Below are 24,526 nucleotides of genomic sequence, written 5' to 3' on the forward strand. Positions count from 1 at the left end.
GCTCAGGCCTGCACTTTCGGGATGGTGCCGGTGGCCGCGTACGGCACCCGGATTTCGCCGCGGGCGGCCTTGCCTGCGATGTCCGTACGGAACTGTGAGCCTTCAAGCTGAACCAGCTCGACGCCGTCGTACGCTTTCTCGCGGGCCTCCACCAGATCCGAACCGAGCGCCACAACCGCCAGGACGCGGCCGCCGGCGGAGACAACCTTGCCTTCGTCGTCCAGCTTGGTACCGGCGTGGACCACGTGGACACCATCCAGTTCGTCGACCTTCTTCAGGCCACGGATGCGGTCGCCCGTGCGGGGTGCGTCAGGGTAGTTCTCGGCAGCAACGACGACGGCGACTGCCGTGTCCTTGGACCAGCGCAGCTCTTCGGCGGTGTCCAGTTCGCCCTTGGCAGCTGCCAGCAGCAGCGCACCGAGCGGCGTCTTGAGGCGTGCCAGGACAGCCTGGGTCTCCGGATCGCCGAAACGGACGTTGAATTCGATGACGCGCGTGCCGCGCGAGGTGAGGGCCAAACCGCAGTACAGGACGCCGATGAAGGGCGTGCCGCGGCGGGCCATCTCGTCCACGGTGGGCTGGGCGACACGGTCGATGACTTCCTGGACCAAGCCTTCGGGGGCCCACTCCAGCGGAGTGTAGGCACCCATGCCGCCGGTGTTGGGGCCTTCGTCGTTGTCGAAGATGCGCTTGAAGTCCTGTGCCGGGGACAGCGGGACCGTGGTCCGGCCGTCGCAGAGGACAAACAGGGAAACTTCGGGGCCGTCAAGGAATTCCTCGATCACCACGGTTCCACCGGCGTCGAAGCAGGTCTGCGCGTGCGCCAGGGCCTCCGCGCGGTCCTTGGTGACAACGACGCCCTTGCCTGCGGCCAGTCCGTCGTCCTTGACGACGTAGGGAGCGCCGAAGGTATCCAGGGCGTCTGCGGCTTCCTCGGCGTTTTCGGCCACCCGGGCCATGGCCGTGGGAACGTTCGCTTCAGCCATGATCTGCTTGGCGAACGCCTTGGAAGCTTCCAGCTGGGCGGCTTCCTTGCTGGGGCCGAACACCGGAATGCCGGCCTCGCGCACGGCATCGGAGACACCGGCTGCCAGCGGCGCTTCCGGGCCAACAACCACCAGGTCCACGCCAAGCTTGGTGGCCAGGGCGGAGACGGCTTCCGGGTTGTTCCCGTCAATAGCGTGCGTGGGCACGAGTTTGCTGATGCCCGCGTTGCCGGGGGCCGCGTGGACCTCGGAAACGTTGGGGTCTTCAAGCAGAGAGCGGACAATGGCGTGTTCGCGGCCGCCTGGGCCAATGACGAGTACCTTCACAGTCTTCAAGGGTACTTTGTGTGGAGCGCTCGGCCTAAGCTGTGTCACGCAGCGGACCCGGCGCGCACCCGCCTGGCCCGGGAACCACCCCGCCACGCCTAGACTTGCTTCATGCCCATGAGTTCGCATGAAACGTTCAACGTTGAGACCGCCGTCGAACTGGCAGTGATCGAACGCAGTGGCTTCATCGAGTCCCGGCACATAGGTGCGGCCGTGGTCCTCGCGGGTGACGGTTCCGTTGTCACCCGCCTCGGCGACATCGACGCTCCCGTCTTCGCCCGGTCAACCCTCAAGCCCTTCCAAGCCCTCGCCTCCATGCAATCCGGAGTTCCGCTGCGCGGTGCGCAAGTGGCCGTGGCGTGCGGAAGCCACACCGGATCCCTGGACCACATGGACGTGGTGGAGGGAATGCTCAAAGCGGCCGGCGTTCGGGAGGAACACCTGCAGTGCCCCACCGCCTGGCCCCAGGACGAGACAGCCCGGAACTGGCTGGTCCGGTCTGAGCGCGGGCAGTCCAAGCTCGCCTTCAACTGTTCCGGCAAGCACGCAGCCTTCCTGTGGGCGTGCACCGAAAACGGCTGGGACCTCCGCAGCTACCTCGAACCGAACCACCCCCTCCAGCAAAGGGTGCGTTCCGTCATCGAGGAATACAGCGGCGAAACCATCTCACACCTGGGCATCGACGGCTGCGGCGCTCCTGTTGCCGCGCTCTCGCTGACCGGGTTGGCCCGTGCCTACTCCCGCCTGGCCAAGTCCCCGGGCGATAAATCCTCCAACGCCCGCGCAGCCACCATCGCCACGTCCATGCTGGATTACCCGTGGGCCGTCCAGGGCAAGGGTGAGTCGAACGCCGTCGTCATGGAAGAGCTGGAGGTTCTGGCCAAGATCGGTGCCGAAGGCGTCCTGGTCCTGGCCACCCCCACCGGCGCCACGGTGGCAGTCAAGGTTCTGGACGGCAACCTCCGCGCCACCACCCTTGTGGGACTGACCCTGCTCGCCGTGAGCGGGGCGGTGGACATCCCGGCCGTATCCAACGTCCTTGAACGGGTGGTGGAGCCTGTTCTGGGTGGCGGTCATGAAGTGGGCAGGATCCGGCTGGGCCACGCAGTCTCTGCCCTGCTGGACTAGTAGTTAAGAAGGAAAGAACCCATGGCTGTTGCACGACGCCGCGTCGACATCTCCGAGGGCCAGGCTGCGCTGGCTGCCTGGCAAACCGCCGTCGGGCCTTCCAGTGGTGAAGCCGCCGGTGAGCGTGGCACCGCTGCCGGGACCACGCCGTCGCGCGCTGTGATAGCGACGGCGGTCCGCTACACGCTGGAAGAAGTCACCGCGCGTGCGCCCGGCAATTCAGTGGAGGTCCGCGTCCCGCCGTTCGGCGTCACCCAATGCGTGGAGGGGCCCCGGCACACGCGCGGCACTCCCCCGAACGTCATAGAGACCGACGCCGACACCTGGCTTGGTTTGGTGACCGGCAGCATCACCTGGGCCGACGCCGTTTCGGCCCACAAGGTGACCGCCTCCGGTTTGCGCGCCGATCTTTCTGAACTGCTGCCCCTCTAAACGAGTTTTTGTACAGCTGATGCCCCTAAGACCACGTCTTAGGGGCATCAGCTGTACAAAAACTCGCCAGGTCAGTCAGGGCAGACCGGGGTGGACGGTTGCCCGGGCTTGCTCATCTCGAACTGGGGGATGTCGTCCGCTGCAGGTCCGCCGCGGAACTTCGGGGAGGGCTGCTGGCCGGTGCTGATGCGTTCCAGCTCCTGCTGTGCGTAAACCTCTTCCTTGCCGAGCATGATGGCCGTGTCCTCGTTGGTGATCTCGCCGTTGAAAGCGCGGACCATGACGCTGCGGTCGAACTGGCCTTCCCACTTTGCGACGACGAAGGTCGCTACGCAGTTGCCCAGCAGGTTCACCACGACGCGCATGGAGTCCATGAGGCGGTCGGCTCCGAGGAGGAGCGCCACGCCGGCTACCGGGAAGATACCCAGTGCGGCCGCGGTGGCGGAGAGTGCCAGGAAGGACGAGCCGGGAACGCCCGCCATGCCCTTGGAAGTCAGGAGCAGCACACCCAGCGCAGCCAGTTGCTGGCCGAGGTCCAGGTTGTGCCCGAACGCCTGGGCCAGGAACAACAGGGAGATGGAAAGGTAGATCGCTGCGCCGTCGAGGTTGAAGGAGTAGCCGGTCGGAACCACGAGACCGGTGGTGGCACGGGAGCAGCCGGCGTTGGTCAGCTTGGTCATGATGCGTGGCATGACAGCTTCGGTGGAAGCCGTGCCGAGAGCCAGCAGGAACTCCTCCCGGGTGTACTTCAGGAACTGCCACAGCGGAACGCGGGCGAAGCCCCAGGCCACGAGGAACAGCAGGCCGATGAAGACGATCGCGGCGCCGTAGCAGGACGCTATCAACAGGGCATACGTTCCAAGGGTGCCCACGCCGTACTGGCCAATGATGAATGCCATGGCACCGAAAGCACCGATGGGGGCCACCTTCATGATCCAGGACATGATCTTGAAGATCAGCTCCAGGACAGTCTCCATGAGGCTGATGACCGGGAGGCAACGGTCCCGGCCGATGACCACGATCGCGGCGCCGAAGAAGACCGAGAAGAAGAGCACCTGGAGCAGGCTGTTGTTGGCGAAAGCGCCGATCACGCTGACGGGAATGACATCCAGGATGAACGCTGCGGCGTCCTTGGGAGGCGCGTTGCCGGTCTTGGCGTTCAGTGCGTCCTGGGAAAGCGTTGAGGGGTCAATGTTCAGGCCGGCACCCGGCTGGACAATGTTGCCGACGATGAGCCCGAAGACCAGGGCGAAGAGAGTGGCGCCGGTGAAGTACAGGAGGGCTTTGACCCCGACCCTTCCGACCGCCTTGACGTCGCCCACTGCCGAGATGCCTGTGACGATCACGAGGAAAATCAGCGGGGCGATGATCATTTTGATGAGTTGAATGAATCCATCACCCAGTGGCCGGAGTGCGGACCCGATGTTCGGCCAGAAATGACCGATGAGCACACCTGCGACGACGGCGATCAGGATTTGAAAAAAGAGCGACTGGTACAGCCGCTTTTTCTTCTGCGGGGCCGAACTCGCCTTCAGCGCCGCGGGGTCTGGGATCTTCATTGATCTGAACCAATCAGTTTGGGAACAGCCCCTCGTTTTGGGGGGATGTTTTCAATGTAAGCCCGGTCACACCATTCCGCAAGGGGAAATTCGATTTCCATATTGTGGAAGTCACAATTGGTTTTTTGTGCAGGTGATGCCCGCATGAGGGGTGTTTAGGGGCGGGAGCTGTACAAAAACTGCGCTGCCCAGCCCTGCTTGCGGAGGGCCTGCGCCACCCGGGCAACCACCCACCTATGCCCCTGCCGCATGTCGATCCTGTTGATCTTGACCTGCCGCCAACCGGCGTCTGCAACCCGCTGGTCCCGATAGGCGTCAAGCGCCTGCTGTTCGGGAGACAGATGATGAAGGCCTTCATACTCCAGGCAAATGCGATATTCAGGGCATCCCAAGTCCGTCCACACAGGCCGCCCCAGGGCATCCATCACTGGACAGTTGGGCATAAACGCCGGCAAGCGGGCGTCCTCCAGCATGAGTCTCAGCTTGGTTTCCGGCGGGGAGTCGACACCCACCCTCAAGTCGTCGAGCGCCAAGCGGGCTTTGCGAACACCATGGACACCGTTGGCCCGCGCAACGAACGCGCGTAGTTCGGACAAGGAAACCATCGCTACCCTTGCCGGACCGAACGTGCGGGTATGTTCGCTGACAATGGCGTCGCCGGCCACCACCAAGTCTTCAATCGGCAGCATGGTGGCCAGGTCCACCCATGTACGCGCCACGGACGTGAGCACAACGCCGTCCAGGTCAGCGAGGTCGCCGTCCCGCAACGTCAGCCGGTGACCGGCCACCCCTCTTCGCCGCGGCAAAGAACCACCCCGTGACCGCGACAGGTGGATAAATCTCCCCGGTTCGCGAAAGTGGGGGCCGCTCTTGGGACCCCACGGAACAGGTTCCGCAACTGCGGTCACCGGCCCGCCGTCGTCGGGTTTGAAATGCGCCCAAGGAGGCAACGGTAGTCCCAGTACCTCAGCGGCACTGATGTGGCTGAGGAAATCGCCCTGACGAAGTTCAAGATGGGGCCGGGCGATGTCCAGTAGTGTCTGCGGTTTCTGCGGAATGCGGAGTCCGCGGCTGGGCACCACCAGGTCCGTTGCCCGGAGTCGCTTGGGAGCGACGCCATATTCCGCGGCCTCCTTGATGGTGAAGGCGCGACTCGAGAGGGCAGGGGGAAGAGGCGACAAAGGACGCATGCCCTATTGAGTCACAACGAAGGAGCCGGCGGGACGTTATCCACAGGTCCGCCCGCTCGGCCGCGAGTTTTTGTACAGCAGATGCCCTTAAGGGCCCGATTTAAGGGCGGTAAGTGTACAAAAACTCGCTAGCCGCGGCCCACGAACGGCATTCCGGCAGCAGTGACCACCAAGGATCCAACACTGGCCGTGGCCGGCATGTTGGCCATCATGAGCACGGCGCGGGCAGCATCTTCCACCGGAAACATGGGTTCCACCTTGCGGCTGCCGTCGGCTTGCAAGGCCCCTGAGCCCACGCCGATGGTGTCCATGATCTCCGTACGGGTATTGCCGATATCGATCTGCCCGCACGTGATCCCGAACGCCCGGCCATCAAGCTCGATGCTCTTGGTCAGGCCCGTCATCGCATGCTTGGTGACCGTATAAGCCACAGACCTGGGCCTGGGCGAATGGGCGGAGATGGAACCATTGTTGATGATGCGCCCACCCTGCGGTTGCTGGTCCTTCATGGTCCGGACAGCCTCCGCAGCGCACAACATGGACCCTGTGACGTTGACACGCAGGGTTGCTTCCCACTCGTCAACGCCAATCTCCCCCACGTCCCCGGCCGGTCCGAAGACCCCGGCGTTGTTGAACAGCACATCCACCCGGCCCCAGCGTTGGCGCACCTCCGCGAAAAGGCGCGCGACGTCGTCGGGCACTGTTACGTCGCAGGGAACCGCCAGGGCATCCGGATGGCCGTCGGCGGTTTCAAGCAATTGCGCCTCCCGCCGCCCGGCCAGCGCTACCTTGTTGCCATCGGCCAGCATGAGCCTGGCGACGGCCCGCCCGATACCGGAACCGGCCCCGGTAACGACGGCGACCCTCAGGTCGGCGGGCAGGCTGGAGTCAGTCATGTGGTTGCCTCTCGGGTGGTGCGTTCAGCGCTTTGGCTCAGCGCGCGGCTTCGGCGGCCTGGGCTGCGGTTATCGGCCAGCCTATGACAGTCTTCGGGCGGGGCGTGGCATACGTTCGCACCTTGGACGTGGACAGGCCAAGACGGACCAAGGACTCGGCGATCGTGACCGCAGCAGCAACCCCGTCCACCACGGGAACCCCGGTGCGTTGGCGGATCTGCTCATCCAGTCCGGCCATGCCGCCGCAGCCAAGGACGATCACTTCGGCCTTGTCATTGTGCACCGCTTGCTCCGCCTGGCCCACGATCGCCTCGACCGCACGTTCCGGATACTCCTCGAGTTCCAGCACAGCCATGCCACTGGCGCGGACGGAGGCACAACGCGCTTCCAGCCCGGCGAGCTTGAGCCGGTCCTCGATGAGGGGAACCGCGCGGTCGAGCGTCGTCACCACGGAGTACTTGTGGCCCAGGAACATCGCCGTGCTGGCTGCGGCCTCGGTGATGTCCACGACCGGCACGTCCAGCAGTTCCTGGAGGCCTTCGCGGCCATGCTCGCCGTAGCCGGCTTGGATGACGGCGTCGAACGGTTCCGGATAGTTGACCACGGCGTCCATGACGGCAATCGCGGCCAGGTAGCTTTCGAAGTTGCCTTCGCAGGAATCGGCGCCGAAGCGGGGTGTGATTCCGATGATCTCGGTGCCGGGCGCCGCCACCGCGCGGGCCTGGGCTGCAATGGAATCGGTCATGGATTGGGTGGTGTTGACGTTCGCGACAAGGATGCGCATGGAATGTCCTTTATATCTTTGGTTGACGGCGCTCAGTGCGTGCTGGCGACGGCGATTGGCTCGCCGGAAACGTCCTCGTGGACCTGCTTCTTGTCTGCCACGGCGAAGTACGTGAGCGCAGCGACGCCTGCTCCGATGAACCAGGCGAACGGAGCTGCGGCCGCCAAAGCGGGAATGAACGCGATGGCGATGGCCATGGCAGCGGCCGGAAGCATGGCGATAATGGCCTTGGGGTTGACGCCGCGCTTGTAGAAGTACGCGCCCTTGGGGTCTTCCGAGTACAGCTCCGGAACATTGACCTTGCCGCGCCGGACCAGCCAGTAGTCAGCCATGACCACACCGAACAGCGGGCCGAGCAAGGCGCCCAGGCCACCGAGGAAGTACACGATCACGATGGGGTTGTTGTAGAGGTTCCAGGGCAGGATGACCAGGCCGATGGTGCCGCTCACCCAGGCTGCCTTGCGGAAATTCAAGTGCCGCGGGAAAAGGTTCGTCAGTGCATAAACCGGGGCCACGAAATTGGCCATCAGGTTCACCGCGATAGTCAGGATCAACAGGGCAAGGCAGGCCAGGACCAGCAGGAGCGTATTCGGGATGCTCTGCACGATGTCCGACGGGCTCTGGATGACAGTGCCGTTGATCTTGTACTGGCCGCCGGCCATGACGACGACGATCGCACCAAAGACAAGCATGTTGATGGGGATGCCCCAGAAGTTGCCCTTGACGATGGACTTCCTGGACGTTGAAGAGCGGGTGAAGTCGCAGAAGTTCAGCACGAACGTTCCGTAGATGGATACCCACAGGGCGCCGCCGGCGAAAATGGTGAGCCACATTTCGGTGCCCTCAAGGCCCTTGATGCCGCTCCACTGGATGGCACCGCCGGCTTCGATGAAGACCCACACTGCAATGGCCGCCATCGTCACCAGGATGATGGGGCCGGCGAAGGCCTCGTACTTACGGATCATTTCCATGCCGAAGCTGACGATCACCAGCTGCACGATCCACAGCGCCACGAAGGAGAACCAGCCAAGGGTTGAAAGGCCGAGGATGGAGTTGCTGTCCAGGTCCTTCAGTCCGGGAGCCACGGCTACCAGCAGGACCCGGAGGACCACCGACGCCAGGTACGTCTGGATGCCGAACCAGGCAACGGCAACGGCACCGCGGACGAGGCTGGCGATCTGGGCTCCCCTGATGCCGAAGCTGATGCGGCTCATGACCGGGAACGGGACACCTGTCTTCTGGCCCATGAAACCTGAAAAATTCAGGAGGGCGAACAGAAGGACGGCGCCGATGCCCAGGGCTACCAGGATCTGCCATCCCCCCAGGCCCAGGGAAAACAGCCCGATGGCGAAGGCATAGTTACCCAGGCTGTGGACGTCGTTGGCCCAGAGGGTAAAGATGCTGTAGCTGGTCCACTTGCGGCCCTTGGCCTTGGTGGGGGCGAGGTCGATGTTGTAAAGACTGGGACTGATGGTACGGCCTGCGGCTTCGGAAGCAATCGCGCAAAGATCCGTGTTTCCCACGACCGGGTGGTTGGGGGCACCCGTCTTTGCGTCTTCCGGAGTCTCATTGACGCCGACTGATGAAGTCGTCTGCATCGTGGATCTCCACTTCGTACTGATTCCACATTATGGAATCGAGTTATTGAATAGTGAAAGAACTCTATGACGCAGGTCACGCCCGGTCAAGGCTTCACGCTGTATGCAGGGTCACATTTGGTTGTTTGCCGCCAGGTTTGCGGGTTGACTGTTTCGGATACGTAATCCGTGTTGACGCTGCCCATCGGCGGACGTAATCTCGAATTGCAGAATTTTATTCTCACAATACGAAATTCCTTGAGCGCCCCCCACAGAGCAAGCGCCCAGACATTCAATGAAGAGAGGTTGGACGTGGCTGCAGGAGAAGAGACCTCACACATCCTCAGCGGGTTGACTGCCCAGCTGCCTGATCGTGATCCGGAAGAGACCGCGGAGTGGATTGAGTCCCTTGATGCGTTGATCGCTGAGCAGGGTACCGAGCGGGCTCAGTACATTATGCGTTCGTTGTTGCAGCGTGCTGGTGCCCGGTCGGTGGGTGTGCCGATGGTGACGACCACTGATTATGTGAACACGATCCCGGTGGATCAGGAAGCGCCGTTCCCGGGGAACGAGGAGTTCGAGCGCCGGTATCGGGCGTATATGCGGTGGAACGCTGCGGTGATGGTCCATCGTGCGCAGCGCTCCGATATTGGTGTGGGTGGGCATATTTCCACTTATGCCGGTGCTGCGACGTTGTATGAGGTGGGCTTCAACCATTTCTTCCGCGGCAAGGACCACCCCAGTGGCGGGGACCAGGTGTTTTTCCAGGGTCACGCGTCTCCGGGGATGTACGCCAGGGCGTTCATGGAAGGCCGGTTGAGCGAAGAGGATTTGGACGGGTTCCGTCAGGAGAAGTCCAAGGCCGGGCATGCGTTGTCCTCGTACCCGCACCCGCGGTTGATGCCTGATTTCTGGGAATTCCCGACCGTGTCGATGGGTATCGGCCCGATGAACGCGATTTACCAGGCCCAGTCCAACCGGTACCTGCAGAACCGTGGGATCAAGGACACCTCGGACCAGCAGGTCTGGGCGTTCCTTGGTGACGGGGAAATGGACGAGCCCGAGTCCCGTGGTCTGCTGCAGCTGGCAGCGAACGAGAACCTGGACAACCTGAACTTCGTGATCAACTGCAACCTCCAGCGCCTGGACGGGCCGGTGCGTGGCAACGGCAAGATCATGCAGGAACTCGAAGCGTTCTTCCGCGGTGCGGGCTGGAACGTGATCAAGGTCGTCTGGGGCCGGGAATGGGACTCCCTGCTGGAAGCGGACAAGGACGGGGCGTTGGTGAAAATCATGAACGAAACCCCCGATGGTGACTACCAGACCTACAAGGCCGAGTCCGGCGGGTTCGTCCGTGAGCACTTCTTCGGTAAATCCCCGCAGACCAAGGACATGGTCGCGGACCTGGACGATGAGCAGATCTGGGGCCTCAAACGCGGCGGTCACGACTACCGCAAGGTCTACGCCGCGTACAAGGCAGCGACCGAGTTCAAGGGCAAACCCACCGTGATCCTGGCCAAAACGGTCAAGGGCTACGGCTTGGGCCCGCACTTCGAGGGCCGCAACGCGACCCACCAGATGAAGAAACTGACCATGGAAGACCTCAAAGCCTTCCGTGACCACCTGCGCATCCCGATCAGCGATGACCAGCTCGACGCCGACCTTTACCGGCCCCCGTACTACCACCCCGGCATGGACGCCCCGGAAATCAAATACCTCATGGACCGCCGCGCCGAACTCGGCGGGTTCGTGCCCGAACGGCGCCGCACCCACACCCCGGTCACCCTGCCCGAAGCCAAATCCTACGACGTCGCCAAACGCGGATCCGGCAAACAACAAGCCGCGACCACCATGGCCTTCGTCCGGCTCCTCAAAGACCTCATGCGCGACAAGAACTTCGGCGCCCGGTTCGTGCCCGTCGTCCCGGACGAATCCCGCACCTTCGGCATGGACGCGTTCTTCCCGACCGCGAAAATCTACAACCCCAAAGGCCAGAACTACCTCTCCGTGGACCGCGACCTCGTCCTGGCCTACAAAGAATCACCCGCAGGCCAACTGATCCACCCCGGCATCAACGAAGCCGGCGCCGTCGCAGCATTCACCGCCGCCGGCACCGCCTACGCCACCCACGGCGAACCCCTGGTCCCGATCTACGTCTTCTACTCCATGTTCGGCTTCCAACGCACCGGAGATTCCTTCTGGGCCGCCGCGGACCAAATGACCCGCGGCTTCATCATCGGCGCGACCGCAGGACGAACCACCCTCACCGGCGAAGGACTCCAACACGCCGACGGGCACTCCCCCATCCTGGCCTCCACCAACCCCGCCGTCCGCACCTACGACCCCGCCTACGGCTACGAAATCGGCCACATCATCCGCCACGGCCTCGAACAAATGTACGGCGAGGCCAGTGACGATAAAAACGTCATGTACTACCTCACCGTCTACAACGAGCCCATCACCCAACCCGCCGAACCCGAAAACCTCGACACCAACGGGCTCCTCAAAGGCAGCTACCAACTCGCCGACGCCCCCGAGGCCACCACCGGAAACAGCAACCGCCCCACCGCGAACATCCTCGCCTCCGGCGTGTCCGTCCCCTGGGCCCTCGAAGCCCAAAAAATCCTCAACGACGACTGGGGAGTCGCCGCGACCGTCTGGTCCGTGACCTCCTGGAACGAACTCCGACGCGACGGACTCGACGCCGAAGAACACGCCTTCCTCAACCCCGGCCAACCCACCCGCACACCCTTCATCACCGAACAACTCCACGGCCACACCGGACCAGTCATCGCAGTCTCCGACTACATGAAAGCCGTCCCCGACCAAATCCGACAATTCATCCCCAACGACTTCGCCTCCCTCGGAGCAGACGGCTTCGGCTTCTCCGACACCCGCCAAGCCGCACGCCGCTACTTCAAAAACGACACCCACTCCATCGTCGCCAAAACCCTCCAGTTGCTGGCGGCGAGGGGTGAAGTCGAGGAGGGCGCGCCGTCGTACGCCATTGACCGCTACAAACTGCTCGACGTCAACGCCGGTACCACCGGCGGAGCAGGCGGCGACGCCTGACAACCCGCACTAACGACAGTTGGCGGCAGTGTTCGTGAAGAACACTGCCGCCAACTGTCGTTGTGCTGGTTTCGCCGGACCGGGCTCAGGTGCCCAGGTTCCGCCGGTCGACCACAAAGCCCGTTGCCGCGTTCTCGCGGACTGCGTTGATACCGGCCACCACGGCCTTCAAATTGGGAAACTGCGGCGACACTGCCACAACTGTGCCGTCCTCGGCTGTGAGCCTGAAACGGAATGAATTGGTACCTGCTTTGAGAATCTCGAAACTGCCCGCCATTTTCCCCTGTCCTCACGCGTCGTTGCGTAACCGAGCTGACTTCATAACTCCGTCATCGACCCTAATAGCCAATTCACGGGGCCAACAGCCCTACTCAGCAGTAGTTTGAAACCGATATCGGTAGATCAAATGGAAAGCCACCCAGGAGCTAGAGACCGCATGAACCCCCGCGCGTATGGTGAGGATATGACTCCATCCGGCACGACACCCACCACCGGTGTCCTGCTCGCCGCCGGCGCCGGCACCCGCCTGGGGCGTGGCCCCAAGGCGCTGCTGCCTTTCCGCGCCCGCACGCTGGTGGAAGTCCTGGCCGACACACTGTTCGACGGCGGCTGCAGCGAGGTAGTGGTGGTCCTCGGCGCCGAGGCCGACCGCGTCCGCAGCGCCACGGAGCTGGGCCCGCATACGGTGGTGGATAACCCCGACTGGGCCAAGGGAATGGCCGGATCCTTCCGCGCCGGCATCGACGCCGCCACACCCGGCAACAACATCATGGTGGCCCTGGTCGACCAGCCCGGGTTGACCCCGACGGCGGTGAGCAGGTTGCTGGGCAGCCATCGTCCTGGCCGGGTCACCGCAGCCGCCTACCCGGATGCGTCAGGCCACCTGAAACGCAGGCACCCGGTGATTTTCGACGTCGGCGTCCGCTCCGAGGCGGCCGCAGCCGCCCATGGTGACACGGGTGCGCGTTCCTTCCTCAAAGCCCATCCGGGGTTGGTGGACCTGGTGGACTGCAGCGATCTCTGCTCGGGCGAGGACCTGGATACGAAGGACCAGCTGCATCTTCTGGACGGGTAAATTGGTTCCATGATCCGCATCGAACCTGACGATCCCGCACGCCCTGACGTCCATGCCCTCCTGAGCGAGCACCTGGCCGACATGTTCGCCACGTCTCCGGCCGAGAGCGTCCACGCGCTGGATCACTCCGCGTTGTCCCACGAATCGATCACGTTCTGGACGGCCCGCGAGAACGGCGTGCTGTTGGGATGCGGCGCGTTGAAGAAGCTCTCCGGTGGGCATGCCGAGATCAAATCCATGCGCACAACAGCCAGTGCCCGTGGGCGCGGAGTCGCCACCTTGATGCTGGAGCACATCGTGGCCGAGGCCGGCCGCCTGGGCTACGAACGCGTGAGCCTGGAAACAGGCACCGAGGAGTATTTCGCCCCCGCGCGCCGCCTGTATTCCCGGCACGGCTTCACCGAGTGCCCACCATTCGCCGACTACACCCTGGACCCGAACAGCGTGTTCATGGAGCTCACCGTTTCACCCAAGTAGGGGACAGCAAACGTCGTAATAAAGGCTCATACCGGCGTCTGCTGTCCCCTGGTTGGGTCGCTTGGGTTAGACGGGCGCAGTGGTCCGGTCGCGGAGGGCCAGGTAGATCTTGTCCCGCGCGATGGGCAGCTCACCGAAGCGGACGCCCGTTGCGTTGCGGATGGCGTTGGCCAGTGCGGGTGCCACCGGGTTGAACGGGCTCTCACTCATGGACTTGGCACCCAGCGGACCGGTGGAGTCGTTGGTGGCGGCGAAGTACACCTCGCTCCGGGGCACGTCCGCGAACGACGGGATGTGGTACTGCCGCAAAATGTCCGTGGTGACCCGTCCGGCGTCGTCCACTTTCACTTCCTCGTACAGCACCGCGCCGAGCGCCTGCGCGATCCCGCCCTCGATCTGTCCCCGGCATTGCCGCGGATTCACCACCACTCCGGCGTCGGCTGCCTGCACGCTTTGAAGGATCCGCAGCTCCCCCGTTCCCCTGTTCACGGCGACGCGGAAACCATGGACGTTGAACGCCACCGAACGCGGCGTCCCTCCCCAGTTTCCATCCGTGGCGAGCCGGACGCCTTGCAGCCGGGCGGCGTCGGCGATGTCCTTCAGCGGCACCGAGCGGTCGCCGCACTCCACGGCTCCGTCCACCAGACGGCAATCGCCCAGGGGCGCACCGGCCAGCGAGGACGCAACTGTTTGGATGCGGGTGGCGAGTTCGAGCGCAGCGCCCAGCGTCGCTTTCCCGGCCACAACCGTTCCGGCTGAACCGAACGCTCCGGTGTCGTGCTCCACCAGGTCGGTATCCGACTGTCGCACCGTCACCTTTGACGCCGAGGTTGCCAGCGCGGTGGCAGCCAGCTGCGCATGGACAGTTGTGGTGCCGTTCCCGAATTCCGCAGTTCCGACGTCGACGGCGAACCTTCCGTCCGCTTCCAGGCTCACCCGGGTGTGAGCGAAGTGGCCACGCGGCGGCACGGTGTCGATCATGGACAACGCCGAGCCTTCCCCGACCATCCATTCCGGCCCGAGGTTGTCCAGCCCTGCCGCACGATAGCGTTCCTTCCCCCTGTCCAGGGCGTCGCGCACCAACGCCACGCACTGGTCAAGGCCGTAGCTCCCGTAGTGGACGTCTTCTTCCGGCTCGGGCGTGGTGGACAGCATGTGATCGCCGGGCCGGACCATGTTCTTGAGCCGGAACTCCAGGGGATCCATGCCGATGCCCACTGCGAGTTCATCAATGGCCGACTCGATCGCGAAGATCATCTGGCTCAGCCCGTAACCACGGAAAGCCCCGGCAGGAACGGTGTTGGTGTAGACGGCGTGGGCATCCACTTTCTTGTTCACGCACTTGTACACGGCCAACGATTCGCCGCAACCGTGGAACATCACGCCGGGAGCGTGGTTTCCATAGGCTCCGGTGTTCGTGAGGACGTTCAGTTGCAGCGCGGTGAGGTATCCGTCCCTGTTGGCGCCGGCCTTCAGGTGAATCGTGAAGGGGTGGCGGGTAGTGGTTGCGGTGAACTGTTCGGTCCGGGTGAACTCCAGCTGGACGGGCCGCTTCAACGTGAGGGCTGCAAGGGCAACGAGGTCCTCGGTGAGCACCTCCTGCTTGCCGCCGAACCCGCCACCGACACGACCGGCCACCACGCGGATGGTCTCCGGCGGCAGATTGAACAGACGGCTCAGCGTCCGCTTCACCAGGAACGGAACCTGCGTGGAGGAACGGACCATCAGCCGGCCATCGTCATCCAGCCAGGCAATGGAGGCGTGCGTTTCCATGGCCACGTGCTGGACGCGTTGGGTCTGGTAAGTGTGTTCGTGGATGAAATCGGCGGCAGCGAAACCGTCAGCCACGCTGCCAAGTTCAGCATGGACCTCGGCCACCACGTTCTGCAGCGGCCGGGAGATGCGTGACGCTTCGCCGTCCTTCTCACCGTGGATGGCCGGCGCGCCGGGGAGGATGGCTTCCTGGGGAGTGAAAACCGGCTCCAGGAGTTCGTACTGCACCTCCAGCGCACGGGCCCCGGCCTCAGCCGCGCCCACGGATTCGGCGACCACAGCGGCCACCCGCTGCCCGATGAACCGCACCACGTCGTCCAGGACTCGGGTGTCGTCGGGATCGTCCGTGAAGTTCTCGTGCTGCGCCGTGGAAAAGAGCTGCTGCGGGGCATCCTCGTGGGTGAAGACAGCCACCACGCCCGGAACCGCCAGCGCCGGGGCCTTGTCGATGGACACGATCCGCGCGTGGGGGTGCGGGGACCTCAGCAGTTTCATGTGCAGCAGGCCCGGCAATTGTTCAGCAGGGACATCCAGGGTGTAGCGGGCAGTGCCTGTCACCACGGCCTGTCCGGCGGGTGCGGGGACGTTGTCCCCGAGCTGGCCGGGCGTGGCGGGAACAGGAACTGCGGTGGCGGGAACGGCGGCGTGGCCGGCGGCAGGTTCCTGTGCCCCCGAAACGTCCGCTCCGGCGTCGTGATCTTCGTGCCGGTGATCGCCGCCGTGGCCGCAGACCGCGTCCGCGATGGCGCGGTAGCCGGTGCAGCGGCACAGGTTGCCCTTGAGGTTGCGGGGCAGGTTGGCGCGTTGCTCGTCGTCGAACGTGGCTGCCGTCATCATCATCCCGGCGGTGCAGAAACCGCATTGGAAACCCTGCGCCTCCAGGAACTGTTCCTGCACAGGGTGCAGGCCATCGGCCGTGGCCAGGCCCTCGATGGTGGTGACTGCTTTGCCCTCGGCACGGACCGCCGGGTAGATGCAGCTATGTACGGGCGTGCCGTCGACGTGCACTGTGCAGGCACCGCAGTCACCGCCGTCGCAGCCCTTCTTGACGCCGAAGTTGCCTTGCTCCCGGAGGAACGTGCGAAGGCACTGGCCGGGGCGGGGGGCGTCCTGCGCGGCGGTGCCGTTGATCTCAATTGCCATGGGAGGCCTCCTTGTGGGTGCCTGATGTTTCGGGTTGCGTGGACGGCTGGGGCGAAGTGGCATGCGGCGGCCAGAAATCGCCGGACACCGTCATCGACTCATCCAGCAGCTCGGCCCGGATCTCTTCGGCCAACTTGAGGGTCATGTCGCGGCGCCATGCCGGAAGCCCGTGGATGTCGTCGTGGTACAGCGGCCAGGGAATGGATTGCCCGACGGCGTGGGCCAGCGCTGCTGCGTCCGGAACCTGGCCGGCGGGGAACCTGAGTTGTACGGGCCTCTTGGTGGCTGCGGTGACGGTGATGACCAGGCCAAAAACGGGGTCGAGCCTGCCGATAAGCAGCACTCCGGAGCGCCCCAGGTTACTCAGGGACAAACGCCGGAAAGCCACCCGGGCGGAGAGCGCTTCGGCGGGGAGGTGGATGCTGCGGAGCAACTCCCCCGGCTCCAGCACTGTCTGCATATCGCCCACCACAACGTCTGCCACCGGAACGGTCCGACTGCTCCCGTCAGGGCTGATAATGGTTGCCGTACCGTCCAGTCCTGCGCAGAGGGACGTCATGGGCCCGGCCGGCAGCCCGGTGCAGATGTTCCCGCCAACCGTGGACATGTTCCAGATCTTGAACGACGCCACGAACGAGTCGCAGCACGGCCGGATCAGTGCCAGTCCCGGCCACTCACGGTCCGCGGTACCGGCGGAAAGCGGCAGGGCATAGAGCTCCGCAACGGTGCAGGTAGCGGCCAGTTCAATCCCGTCATCGGTGACGGTGATGGCCGGCCAGCCGGCTTGGCCAAGGTCCAGCAGCCGCGTGAGTACGGTGCTTCCGTAGGAGAAGAGGACAGTGCCTCCGGCGAGCCAGGCATCGCCTTCACGCCATTGCGCGGGGTCCGTGGTGGGGACCACGGCCTCGATGGAGTTCATGTCCATGGGTCCTCCTGAGTGAGGTGTCGAGGGGCCGGGTGGATCGGACCGGTGCTGTCTTTGAGGGAAGGGAAGCTATCCCTGTGGTGGCTGGTCCCGCGCCCGGCGATGATTTCGGCTGCGATGGAGACGGCTACTTCGGCCGGAGTCACGGCGCCGAGGTCCAGCCCGATGGGCGAATGCAAGCGGTCCAGGTCTTCGGAAGGTGTTCCGGCCTGCAGGAGTGCGTCCACCCGTTGGCGGTGGCTGCGGCGCGAACCCATGGCACCGACGTAGGACAGGTTCAGCCGGAGCGCGGCCTGGATCAAGGGGATGTCGAACTTGGGATCGTGGGTCAGGACGCACACCACGGTGCGGGAATCGAGTCGCCCACCGGCTGCCTCGGACTCGAGGTAACGGTGCGGCCAGTCGGTGACCACCTGGTCTGCACCGGAAAAACGCTGCTGGGAGGCGAAGGCAGGCCGGGCATCACAGAGGGTGACGTTGTAGCCAAGGAGCTGCCCGGCCGGCAACAGGGCTGCGCCGAAGTCGTTGGCTCCGAAGACAATCATCCGTGCCGCCGGCAAGCGGCTTTCCACGAACAACGTGATGGGCTGTGGCTCTTCTTCTTCCCGGGGCGGGGCGGCCAGCCTTTCGGTGGTGACCCATCCGTCGATGCATCCTTCCGGCGGGGCCAGCCGGACCAGACCCGCCCGGCCGCCCTGGAGCAGTGGCTCCACCTGGGCAGCTGCGGCAAAAAGCGTGGAGGGGTGGTCGCCCAGCAGTACGGCAAGTTCCTGCGACTCCATGGCCCGGAACCGGACAGGGTCATCCACCACCATGACTCCGCCCTTGGCATCGAGCCGGCGAATCAGGGCTGCCGGGCGTTGCGGTCCGGCGAACAATGACAGTTCCGGCGCGCCGGCCCCGAAAGGCTGGATGTGGACTTCCAGCTCGCCGCCGCAGGTAAGTCCGACGGCGAACGCGTCCTCGGCACTGAAGCCGTAGGACTCAAGGCGCGGACCGCCGTCGCGCATGGCTTCCAGCGCCGCCTCCACGACGGCGCCTTCAACGCAACCACCGGACAAGCTGCCCAGGATTTCGCCGTTTTCGGAGACCATCATGGAGGTCCCCAAGGGCCGCGGCACGGAACCGCCGCTCCCTACGATCGTGGCCACGGCCAGTCGTTGGCCGGAGACCGCAGGCCGCCAGCTGCCCAGTGAAGGCATCAGATCCAGCATGGCAACACGTCCTTTTTCCAGGTGTCCCGGCCGGGATGGCCCAGCCGGAGCAGTGCGCGATCTAGCCCCATATTCTCATTTCCGGAGGAGGTTGAGGGGTAGTCGCGGTTTTTCAGTAAGAGTTCAATCGGTCAGTGTTCATAGGAACGGGGGCAAGGGCTTCATCTCCCTGCCCCCGTTCCCTGACGGAGCGTCGGCGTCCGGCCGCCGCCCGTCATCGTGCCTGGTGAGAGGGACCACGACGACGGACGCCTATTCATGCGGTGGGTACCGACGGACCGTCGATCGGAGTGCCGGAAGGGACCCGCCGGCGCGGGGGGCGGTCCCGGTCAGACGCCCATCAGGGCGTTGATGGGTCCGCGGGCAAAGTAGATGATGAAGCCAACCGTGACCACCCACATGAGCGGATGGACCTTCTTGGCTTTGCCCGAGGCTGCGCTGATCACCGCGAAGGAGATGAACCCGACCCCGATGCCGTTGGCGATGGAGTACGTCAGCGGCATGGTCACGATGGTGAGGAACGCAGGGAGCGCGATGGAGAACTTGGTGAACTTGATCTCGCGGATCTGCGCCATCATCATCGCGCCCACCACCACCAGTGCCGCAGCAGCCACTTCCAGCGGGACAACCGAGGTAAGCGGTGTGAAGAACATCGAGCCCAGGAACAGCAGGCCGGTGACCACGGAGGCCAGGCCGGTGCGTGCGCCTTCGCCGATGCCGGCTGCGGAGTCGATGTACACGGTGTTGGATGAACCCGAAGTTGCCCCGCCCACCACTGCACCCATGCCTTCAACGATGAAGGCCGACTTCAGCTTGGGGAACGTGCCGTCCTTGTGTGCCACGCCGGCGCTCTTGGCCAGGCCGGTCATGGTGCCCATGGCGTCGAAGAAGTTGGTGAACACCAGGGTGAAGACCAGCATGGTGGCGGCGAGACCGCCAATCCGGGCAAACGAACCGAAGAGGTCGAACTGGCCCACCAGGCTGAGGTCCGGAACGGACACCAGCTGACTGGACAGGATGGGCACGTTGAGGTGCCAACCGCCGGGGTTGTCCGCGGTGCCGGGTCCGATGTGGAAGATGGCCTCGACAACTGCGGCAAGGACCGTGGTGGCGACGATGCCGATCAGCAGGCCGCCCTGGATTTTGCGTGCCACGAGGATGCCCATGGCCAGCAATCCAACAATAAAGACGAGGGTGGGGATGGAGGTGATGGATCCATCATTGCCCAGCTGGACCGGCGGGCCGCCCGCGGTGGGACGGACAAAACCGGAGTCGACAAAGCCGATGAAGGCGATGAACAGGCCGATGCCAACGGTGATGGCGGCCTTGAGTTCCTTGGGGACCGCCTTGAAGATCGCCGTCCGGGCACCTGTGGCACCGAAGAGGACGATCAGGATGCCGTTGATGACCACCAGGCCCATGGCTTCCGGCCACGTGACTTCCTGGATGACTGCTACCGCCAGGAAGGAGTTGATGCCCAGGCCTGCTGCCAGGCCGAACGGCAGGTTGGCGATCAGACCGAAAACAATGGTCATGACCCCTGCGGTCAAGCCGGTGACGGCACCGACCTGGGCGGCCGAAAGCCAACCGCCGGCCACGTCCGTCGGGGCGTTTTCCGCGGAGAAACCGCCCAGGATGAGCGGGTTAAGGATGACGATGTACGCCATGGTGAAGAAGGTGACCAGGCCGCCCCGGAATTCACGGGCCAGCGTGGATCCACGCTTGGAGATCTGGAAAAACTTGTCCAGGAAGGAGTTCGACGCCGGGGGCTTGCTGTTGCCGTTGGCCTGTCCGGTTGCCGTGTGCTTTGCGGCTGTGGGCTCTGCGCCTTTGCTTCCCTCGGGGAAGAGCGCAGCCTGCTTTTCAGCTGCTGTCTGCATTTCTGCGTTGTCCAGGATGTTCATGTCAGCCACCGGGCCCTAGTAATCAATCCTGGAATCAAGCGTGTTCCATGTGTTGAACGGCTGGATGGCCTCCGGAGCCTGGGGGTCGCCCAGTTCCAGCTTGGCTACCGGCATCAGCGCGTCCCGGTTGTCGTTCTCGAAGTACTCGTAGAAGACGGCGTCATCGAAGCCGACGGATGCGGCGTCGTGACGGTCTGCAGCAAAGAACACGCGGTCAACGCGTGCCCAGAGCGCGGAAGCCAGGCACATGGGGCATGGCTCGCAGCTGGTGTAGAGGGTTGCTCCGCTCAGATCGAAGGTTCCCAGTTCGCGGCAGGCGTTGCGGATGGCCGTGACTTCTGCGTGTGCGGTGGGATCGTTCGAGGCGGTAACGCGGTTGACGCCTTCAAAGGCTCGTCCGTCCGCGGTGACAATGACGGCCCCGAACGGGCCCCCACTGTTGAGGACATTGGCTGTAGCCAGCTCAATGGATGTGGCCAGGAATTGCTCGGCCGTGACGGTTGTACTCATGTTGCGACTTCCTTAGTGCTGTGGAAGCCGGGTGACCGTTTGGGGGCGCTGCAAAAAGAGCTCCAGTCAGCTCGGTTACCAGGCTTCAGCATGTGCGATGAAGGTTAAGTTGCGCCTGGTAGATAGCTTCCCGAAGTCCGGGTGCCCGCCTTTGGCAGTTAGAGCGTAGCACCACGTTTGTGAGCCGCGCCATAGTTTTTTGAAAACTTAATTTCGTCATACGAAATTACTTAATCCGGGTGGGTGCAGGCCAAATGTGACTGCCCGCGGGCGTTGACTGCCGCCGTCGGGGCTTCTACGCTTTTCTGAACGACGCCCTTGGTGGCGCGTAACCTGGATCAGCAGACAGGGCCTAACTGAGCTGGAACGCGAACACGCCGACCAGACAAGGAACCCCTTATGTCGCAATCCCCCTCCCGGCTGTGGATCAGGAATCCGCTGGGCATCTTCACCGCAAACGACCTCGACGCCGGCGGCGGCCTGGTGGTTTCCGACGGGAAAATCGTGGAGTTGGTGCCCGCGGGCGGCCAACCTTCTTCCCCTGCCACCGTCTTTGACGCGTCCGGACACGTGGTCCTTCCCGGCCTCATCAACACTCATCACCACTTCTACCAAACCCTCACGCGCGCCTGGGGTCCCGTGGCCAATGCGCCATTGTTCCCATGGCTGCAAAATCTCTACCCGGTGTGGGCACGGCTGACGCCCCGCAGCCTGGAACTCGCGGTGCAGGTCGCGTTGGCGGAGTTGCTGCTCTCCGGCTGCACCACGGCCGCCGACCACCACTACCTCTTCCCCGACGGCATGGAAGACGCCATCGATATCGAGGTCGCGGCCGTCCGTTCCATGGGCATGCGGGCGACACTCACCCGCGGGTCCATGACCCTGGGAGAGGACGACGGCGGGCTGCCGCCAAGGACCACGGTCCAATCACCTGAGGCGATCCTTGCGGACAGCGAACGACTGATCCGCCAGTACCACGAGACCGGCGATGGAGCCGTGGTGCAGATCGCGCTTGCACCGTGCTCACCCTTCTCCGTGACCAAGGAAATCATGGCCGAAAGCGCCGCCATGGCCGAACGCTTCGACGTCCGGCTCCATACACACCTCGCGGAAACCATCGATGAGGAGGACTTCTGCCGGTCAATGTTCGGCCTGCGGACCGTGGATTACTTGGAATCAGTGGGCTGGTTGGGATCCCGAACCTGGCTGGGACACGGCATCCACTTCAATGACGAGGAGATCGCCAGGCTGGGAGCCGCCGGAACCGCCGTCGCGCATTGCCCCACCTCCAACATGAGGCTGGCATCCGGGACCGCACGCGTCCTGGAACTCGAGGCAGCGGGTGTGCCGGTGGGGCTGGGCGTGGATGGATCGGCGTCGAACGATGCCTCCAACATGATCCTCGAATCGCGGCAAGCACTGTACTTGCAGCGTCTGCGCTACGGCGCCTCCGTGCCCGTGGAGCGCGCCCTGGGCTGGGCGACGCGGGGATCCGCAGCTGTTCTGGGTCGCTCCGACATCGGGCAGCTGGCTCCCGGGCTCCAGGCCGACCTGGCCTTGTTCAAGCCTGACGAGCTGCGGTTCTCCGGCAGCCACGATCCCGTTGCCGCCTTGCTGCTCTGCGGCGCGGACCGGGCAGACCGCGTGATGGTTGGCGGTCAGTGGCGCGTAGTGGACGGGGCGATACCCGACCTTGACGTGGCCGGGCTGATCGCCGAACACTCGGCTGCGGCGCGGAAGCTCGTAGCCGGATAGCTTTACGGCCTCTCCGGTGGCCCGATTCGTGGCTTCGCTGCGCACTGTGCCGTGCGTGCGGCACAGTGCGCAGCGAGCCAACGAAACGGGTTCACCCGATGTTCCCGCGCGTCATTCTCCAGCGATGACGCGAAGGGCCTTGGCTAGACCGTGATCTTGTAGACGTGGTGCGTGTACTCATTGGCGAAGGAATCCGTGAACTTCCCGCCCTGCACCGCGATGCTCCGGTTCTCGCCCACAACCTCCACCTGCGTGCCGGTGATCCCTGAGGGAAGCGCAAAGGTCCTGGAACCTGTAGTGCCGTCCTCGCCCATGGCAAAGATGTACGCGGATCCATCCTTGACCTTCAGCATCGAATCAATGCCGTCACCGAAGTCCCATACATAGGACTGGGTATTGATCACGGGCGCCAGGGCCTTGATCTGGTTGTTCACCGCACCGGCTGCAGCTACCTGGTCCTTGAGGCATGCGGTGCCCCTGAGCCGCGCGTCCGCGAAGGCGTCACCACTGATGCAGTCATTGATGTTTTGCTGGTCCGGCGACTGGCTGAACCAGACAATGCCCCGGGCCTCATGAATGATCGACGCCCACACCTGGGCCTTGGTCTGCTCCGGCGTGAGCTGCCTGTAGCCCCCGGTGGAGCCGCCCGTGGACACCACGGTTGGCAGGGCCCAAATGGGAGCCTGCACATTGCGGGCCGCGTTCACCTCGTTCTGCAGGGAAATGATCTTCCCGTAGCTCGACGCCGTACGGCAGTTCGATGTCACGATCGGGGTCTGTCCCACCGGTGTACGCCAACGGAGCTGGTTGTCGCCCCAGTCGCATTGCGGTACTGCGTAGAAGTACTGGTCCACTGAGTTCACATTGGCCGTGTTGTAATAGTCCGCGCTGAACGCCATCGACCGGTCATAGGTAACGATCCCCGAAGTCCAGTTCGAGTAGGTAAACCGGCCTGTCTTGGCGGGGTCGAACTGGGCGGCCAGTGAACGCATGTGCGCCAGGCCCGAGGCGGTGTCGAACCGGCCATCCACTTCATCGTCCAGAAGTGTTCCCACCTGACTGGCCCAATCCGCGGGGGCGTCGTTGGGCGAGAACAACGTGAACATGCCGTTGGCCGTGATGCCCGCGGACGGAGTCGCCGGGTTGCCCTGGGCGTAGGTGTTGATCCCGAGCGCTTTGTCGTACTTCAGCTGCGCGTCGCTTCCGGGCGAGCCGTACCAGACGACGATGGGCAGGAACGCCGGATCATCCCAACCGGCCGCATCGGCTTTCGGGAACTGCTTCCAGTACTCCGGGCCGCCGTCCCACGGGACCCTGGGCAGGTTGGCGAGGCTGCCGGTGCCCGGGGGCGTGGTGGGGGTTGGGGTTGGGGTTGGCGTTGGCGTTGGGGTTGGGGTCGGGGTTGGGGTCGGCGTTGGCGTGGCCGTCGCAGTTGAGGTGGGTTCAGCCGTCGCAGTTGAGGTGGGTTCCGCCGTCGACGTCGGCTCTGACGTAGGTTCCGCCGTCGCTGTTGAGGTGGGCTCCGCCGTCGACGTCGGCTCTGACGTAGGTTCGGCCGTCTCAGTTGACGTGGGCGACGCCGTCGACGTCGGCTCTGACGTAGGTTCCGCCGTCGCAGTTGAGGTGGGTTCCGCCGTCGACGTGACCGTCGGGCTTTCCGTGGGCAGGGGCGTGCCGGGGTCCGTGCAGCCGGCGAGGGCCAACGCGAGCACCGCCCCGAGCGTGATGATAGTGGGTTTCATGACATTGTTTTCCTTTGGGTAGCAGCCGCAACCGGACTGCCGTGGCGCCGGATCCCC

Annotated in this window: 19 protein-coding genes; 6 read left to right on the forward strand and 13 right to left on the reverse strand. The window is 64.2% G+C overall.

From position 1 onward, the window contains the following. Window positions 1–2: 2 nt before the first annotated feature. Entirely contained in the window at window positions 3–1,313 is a 1,311-nt protein-coding gene (purD, locus tag HMI60_RS16225) for a phosphoribosylamine--glycine ligase (protein ID WP_018777059.1), read from the reverse strand. A 111-nt stretch (window positions 1,314–1,424) separates the two neighbouring features. Between purD and HMI60_RS16230 the strand changes: the two genes are divergently transcribed. Together HMI60_RS16230 and HMI60_RS16235 are read left to right on the forward strand one after the other, a co-directional pair. After that, on the forward strand, window positions 1,425–2,441 hold the full coding sequence (locus HMI60_RS16230; protein WP_193589981.1) for an asparaginase: 1,017 nt from the start codon (window positions 1,425–1,427) through the stop codon (window positions 2,439–2,441). 21 nt (window positions 2,442–2,462) lie between these two features. Continuing rightward, complete coding sequence (locus HMI60_RS16235) at window positions 2,463–2,873, forward strand: sterol carrier family protein (protein WP_064721400.1); 411 nt, start codon at window positions 2,463–2,465, stop codon at window positions 2,871–2,873. Window positions 2,874–2,944: 71 nt separating this feature from the next. On the opposite strand, the gene HMI60_RS16240 is transcribed toward HMI60_RS16235, so the two are convergent. The 5 genes from HMI60_RS16240 to HMI60_RS16260 all read right to left on the reverse strand — a co-directional run bounded on the left by HMI60_RS16240 (window position 2,945) and on the right by HMI60_RS16260 (window position 8,900). Beyond that, complete coding sequence (locus tag HMI60_RS16240) at window positions 2,945–4,432, reverse strand: C4-dicarboxylate transporter DctA (RefSeq protein WP_018777062.1); 1,488 nt, start codon at window positions 4,430–4,432, stop codon at window positions 2,945–2,947. Between the two features lie 155 nt (window positions 4,433–4,587). After that, the gene (locus HMI60_RS21090) at window positions 4,588–5,622 is read right to left on the reverse strand and encodes an endonuclease domain-containing protein (protein WP_227453564.1); all 1,035 of its coding nucleotides are present in this window, start codon (window positions 5,620–5,622) and stop codon (window positions 4,588–4,590) included. Window positions 5,623–5,750: 128 nt separating this feature from the next. Continuing rightward, the gene (locus tag HMI60_RS16250) at window positions 5,751–6,518 is read right to left on the reverse strand and encodes an SDR family oxidoreductase (protein ID WP_193589982.1); all 768 of its coding nucleotides are present in this window, start codon (window positions 6,516–6,518) and stop codon (window positions 5,751–5,753) included. Window positions 6,519–6,555: 37 nt separating this feature from the next. Beyond that, entirely contained in the window at window positions 6,556–7,302 is a 747-nt protein-coding gene (locus HMI60_RS16255; protein ID WP_018777066.1) for an aspartate/glutamate racemase family protein, read from the reverse strand. A 32-nt stretch (window positions 7,303–7,334) separates the two neighbouring features. Then, entirely contained in the window at window positions 7,335–8,900 is a 1,566-nt protein-coding gene (locus tag HMI60_RS16260) for an NCS1 family nucleobase:cation symporter-1 (RefSeq protein ID WP_018777067.1), read from the reverse strand. 291 nt (window positions 8,901–9,191) lie between these two features. Here HMI60_RS16260 and aceE point away from each other — a divergent pair, with 291 nt between their 5' ends. Then, entirely contained in the window at window positions 9,192–11,951 is a 2,760-nt protein-coding gene (gene aceE / locus HMI60_RS16265) for a pyruvate dehydrogenase (acetyl-transferring), homodimeric type (RefSeq protein ID WP_193589983.1), read from the forward strand. Window positions 11,952–12,036: 85 nt separating this feature from the next. On the opposite strand, the gene HMI60_RS16270 is transcribed toward aceE, so the two are convergent. Beyond that, window positions 12,037–12,228: a DUF1508 domain-containing protein gene (locus HMI60_RS16270; protein ID WP_044569301.1), complete on the reverse strand. Its 192-nt coding sequence runs from the start codon at window positions 12,226–12,228 to the stop codon at window positions 12,037–12,039. 159 nt (window positions 12,229–12,387) lie between these two features. Between HMI60_RS16270 and nboR the strand changes: the two genes are divergently transcribed. Together nboR and HMI60_RS16280 are read left to right on the forward strand one after the other, a co-directional pair. Beyond that, the gene (gene nboR / locus HMI60_RS16275) at window positions 12,388–13,026 is read left to right on the forward strand and encodes a nicotine blue oxidoreductase (protein WP_193589984.1); all 639 of its coding nucleotides are present in this window, start codon (window positions 12,388–12,390) and stop codon (window positions 13,024–13,026) included. 9 nt (window positions 13,027–13,035) lie between these two features. Further along, window positions 13,036–13,503 carry a GNAT family N-acetyltransferase gene (locus HMI60_RS16280; RefSeq protein ID WP_193589985.1) on the forward strand — a complete coding sequence of 156 codons (468 nt, stop codon included), beginning with the start codon at window positions 13,036–13,038 and terminating at the stop codon, window positions 13,501–13,503. Between the two features lie 66 nt (window positions 13,504–13,569). Here HMI60_RS16280 and HMI60_RS16285 read toward each other — a convergent pair whose 3' ends face one another. From HMI60_RS16285 to HMI60_RS16305, 5 genes are all read right to left on the reverse strand, one after another. After that, entirely contained in the window at window positions 13,570–16,419 is a 2,850-nt protein-coding gene (locus HMI60_RS16285) for a molybdopterin-dependent oxidoreductase (RefSeq protein WP_193589986.1), read from the reverse strand. Next, window positions 16,409–17,344 carry a xanthine dehydrogenase family protein subunit M gene (locus tag HMI60_RS16290; RefSeq protein WP_193589987.1) on the reverse strand — a complete coding sequence of 312 codons (936 nt, stop codon included), beginning with the start codon at window positions 17,342–17,344 and terminating at the stop codon, window positions 16,409–16,411. Before HMI60_RS16290 ends, HMI60_RS16285 begins: the two co-directional genes overlap by 11 nt. Beyond that, window positions 17,335–18,558, reverse strand: coding sequence for an XdhC family protein (locus tag HMI60_RS16295; protein WP_193589988.1), 1,224 nt, complete (start codon window positions 18,556–18,558; stop codon window positions 17,335–17,337). Before HMI60_RS16295 ends, HMI60_RS16290 begins: the two co-directional genes overlap by 10 nt. A gap of 329 nt (window positions 18,559–18,887) precedes the next feature. Further along, window positions 18,888–20,471 carry an NCS2 family permease gene (locus HMI60_RS16300; protein ID WP_193589989.1) on the reverse strand — a complete coding sequence of 528 codons (1,584 nt, stop codon included), beginning with the start codon at window positions 20,469–20,471 and terminating at the stop codon, window positions 18,888–18,890. Between the two features lie 6 nt (window positions 20,472–20,477). Next, window positions 20,478–20,972 (reverse strand): nucleoside deaminase, encoded by a 495-nt coding sequence (locus tag HMI60_RS16305; protein WP_193589990.1) that lies wholly within the window; start codon window positions 20,970–20,972, stop codon window positions 20,478–20,480. 399 nt (window positions 20,973–21,371) lie between these two features. Here HMI60_RS16305 and HMI60_RS16310 point away from each other — a divergent pair, with 399 nt between their 5' ends. Beyond that, window positions 21,372–22,727 (forward strand): 8-oxoguanine deaminase, encoded by a 1,356-nt coding sequence (locus HMI60_RS16310; RefSeq protein ID WP_193589991.1) that lies wholly within the window; start codon window positions 21,372–21,374, stop codon window positions 22,725–22,727. Window positions 22,728–22,870: 143 nt separating this feature from the next. Here HMI60_RS16310 and HMI60_RS21095 read toward each other — a convergent pair whose 3' ends face one another. Beyond that, complete coding sequence (locus HMI60_RS21095; protein ID WP_227453565.1) at window positions 22,871–24,469, reverse strand: hypothetical protein; 1,599 nt, start codon at window positions 24,467–24,469, stop codon at window positions 22,871–22,873. Between the last annotated feature and the right edge of the window lie 57 nt (window positions 24,470–24,526).

Origin of the sequence: Paenarthrobacter sp. YJN-D, assembly GCF_015040335.1 — a bacterium.
In the GTDB taxonomy this organism is placed as follows: domain Bacteria; phylum Actinomycetota; class Actinomycetes; order Actinomycetales; family Micrococcaceae; genus Arthrobacter; species Arthrobacter nicotinovorans.

Coding starts and splice junctions, on each gene's coding strand:
- HMI60_RS21090 (WP_227453564.1), bottom strand. CDS start 5,622: ATGCGTCCTTTGTCGCCTCTTCCCCCTGCCCTCTCGAGTCGCGCCTTC.
- HMI60_RS16280 (WP_193589985.1), top strand. CDS start 13,036: ATGATCCGCATCGAACCTGACGATCCCGCACGCCCTGACGTCCATGCC.
- HMI60_RS16240 (WP_018777062.1), bottom strand. CDS start 4,432: ATGAAGATCCCAGACCCCGCGGCGCTGAAGGCGAGTTCGGCCCCGCAG.
- HMI60_RS16255 (WP_018777066.1), bottom strand. CDS start 7,302: ATGCGCATCCTTGTCGCGAACGTCAACACCACCCAATCCATGACCGAT.
- HMI60_RS16235 (WP_064721400.1), top strand. CDS start 2,463: ATGGCTGTTGCACGACGCCGCGTCGACATCTCCGAGGGCCAGGCTGCG.
- HMI60_RS16290 (WP_193589987.1), bottom strand. CDS start 17,344: ATGGACATGAACTCCATCGAGGCCGTGGTCCCCACCACGGACCCCGCG.
- HMI60_RS16305 (WP_193589990.1), bottom strand. CDS start 20,972: ATGAGTACAACCGTCACGGCCGAGCAATTCCTGGCCACATCCATTGAG.
- HMI60_RS21095 (WP_227453565.1), bottom strand. CDS start 24,469: ATGAAACCCACTATCATCACGCTCGGGGCGGTGCTCGCGTTGGCCCTC.
- HMI60_RS16250 (WP_193589982.1), bottom strand. CDS start 6,518: ATGACTGACTCCAGCCTGCCCGCCGACCTGAGGGTCGCCGTCGTTACC.
- nboR (WP_193589984.1), top strand. CDS start 12,388: ATGAACCCCCGCGCGTATGGTGAGGATATGACTCCATCCGGCACGACA.
- HMI60_RS16285 (WP_193589986.1), bottom strand. CDS start 16,419: ATGGCAATTGAGATCAACGGCACCGCCGCGCAGGACGCCCCCCGCCCC.
- HMI60_RS16230 (WP_193589981.1), top strand. CDS start 1,425: ATGCCCATGAGTTCGCATGAAACGTTCAACGTTGAGACCGCCGTCGAA.
- HMI60_RS16295 (WP_193589988.1), bottom strand. CDS start 18,558: ATGCTGGATCTGATGCCTTCACTGGGCAGCTGGCGGCCTGCGGTCTCC.
- HMI60_RS16310 (WP_193589991.1), top strand. CDS start 21,372: ATGTCGCAATCCCCCTCCCGGCTGTGGATCAGGAATCCGCTGGGCATC.
- HMI60_RS16260 (WP_018777067.1), bottom strand. CDS start 8,900: ATGCAGACGACTTCATCAGTCGGCGTCAATGAGACTCCGGAAGACGCA.
- HMI60_RS16270 (WP_044569301.1), bottom strand. CDS start 12,228: ATGGCGGGCAGTTTCGAGATTCTCAAAGCAGGTACCAATTCATTCCGT.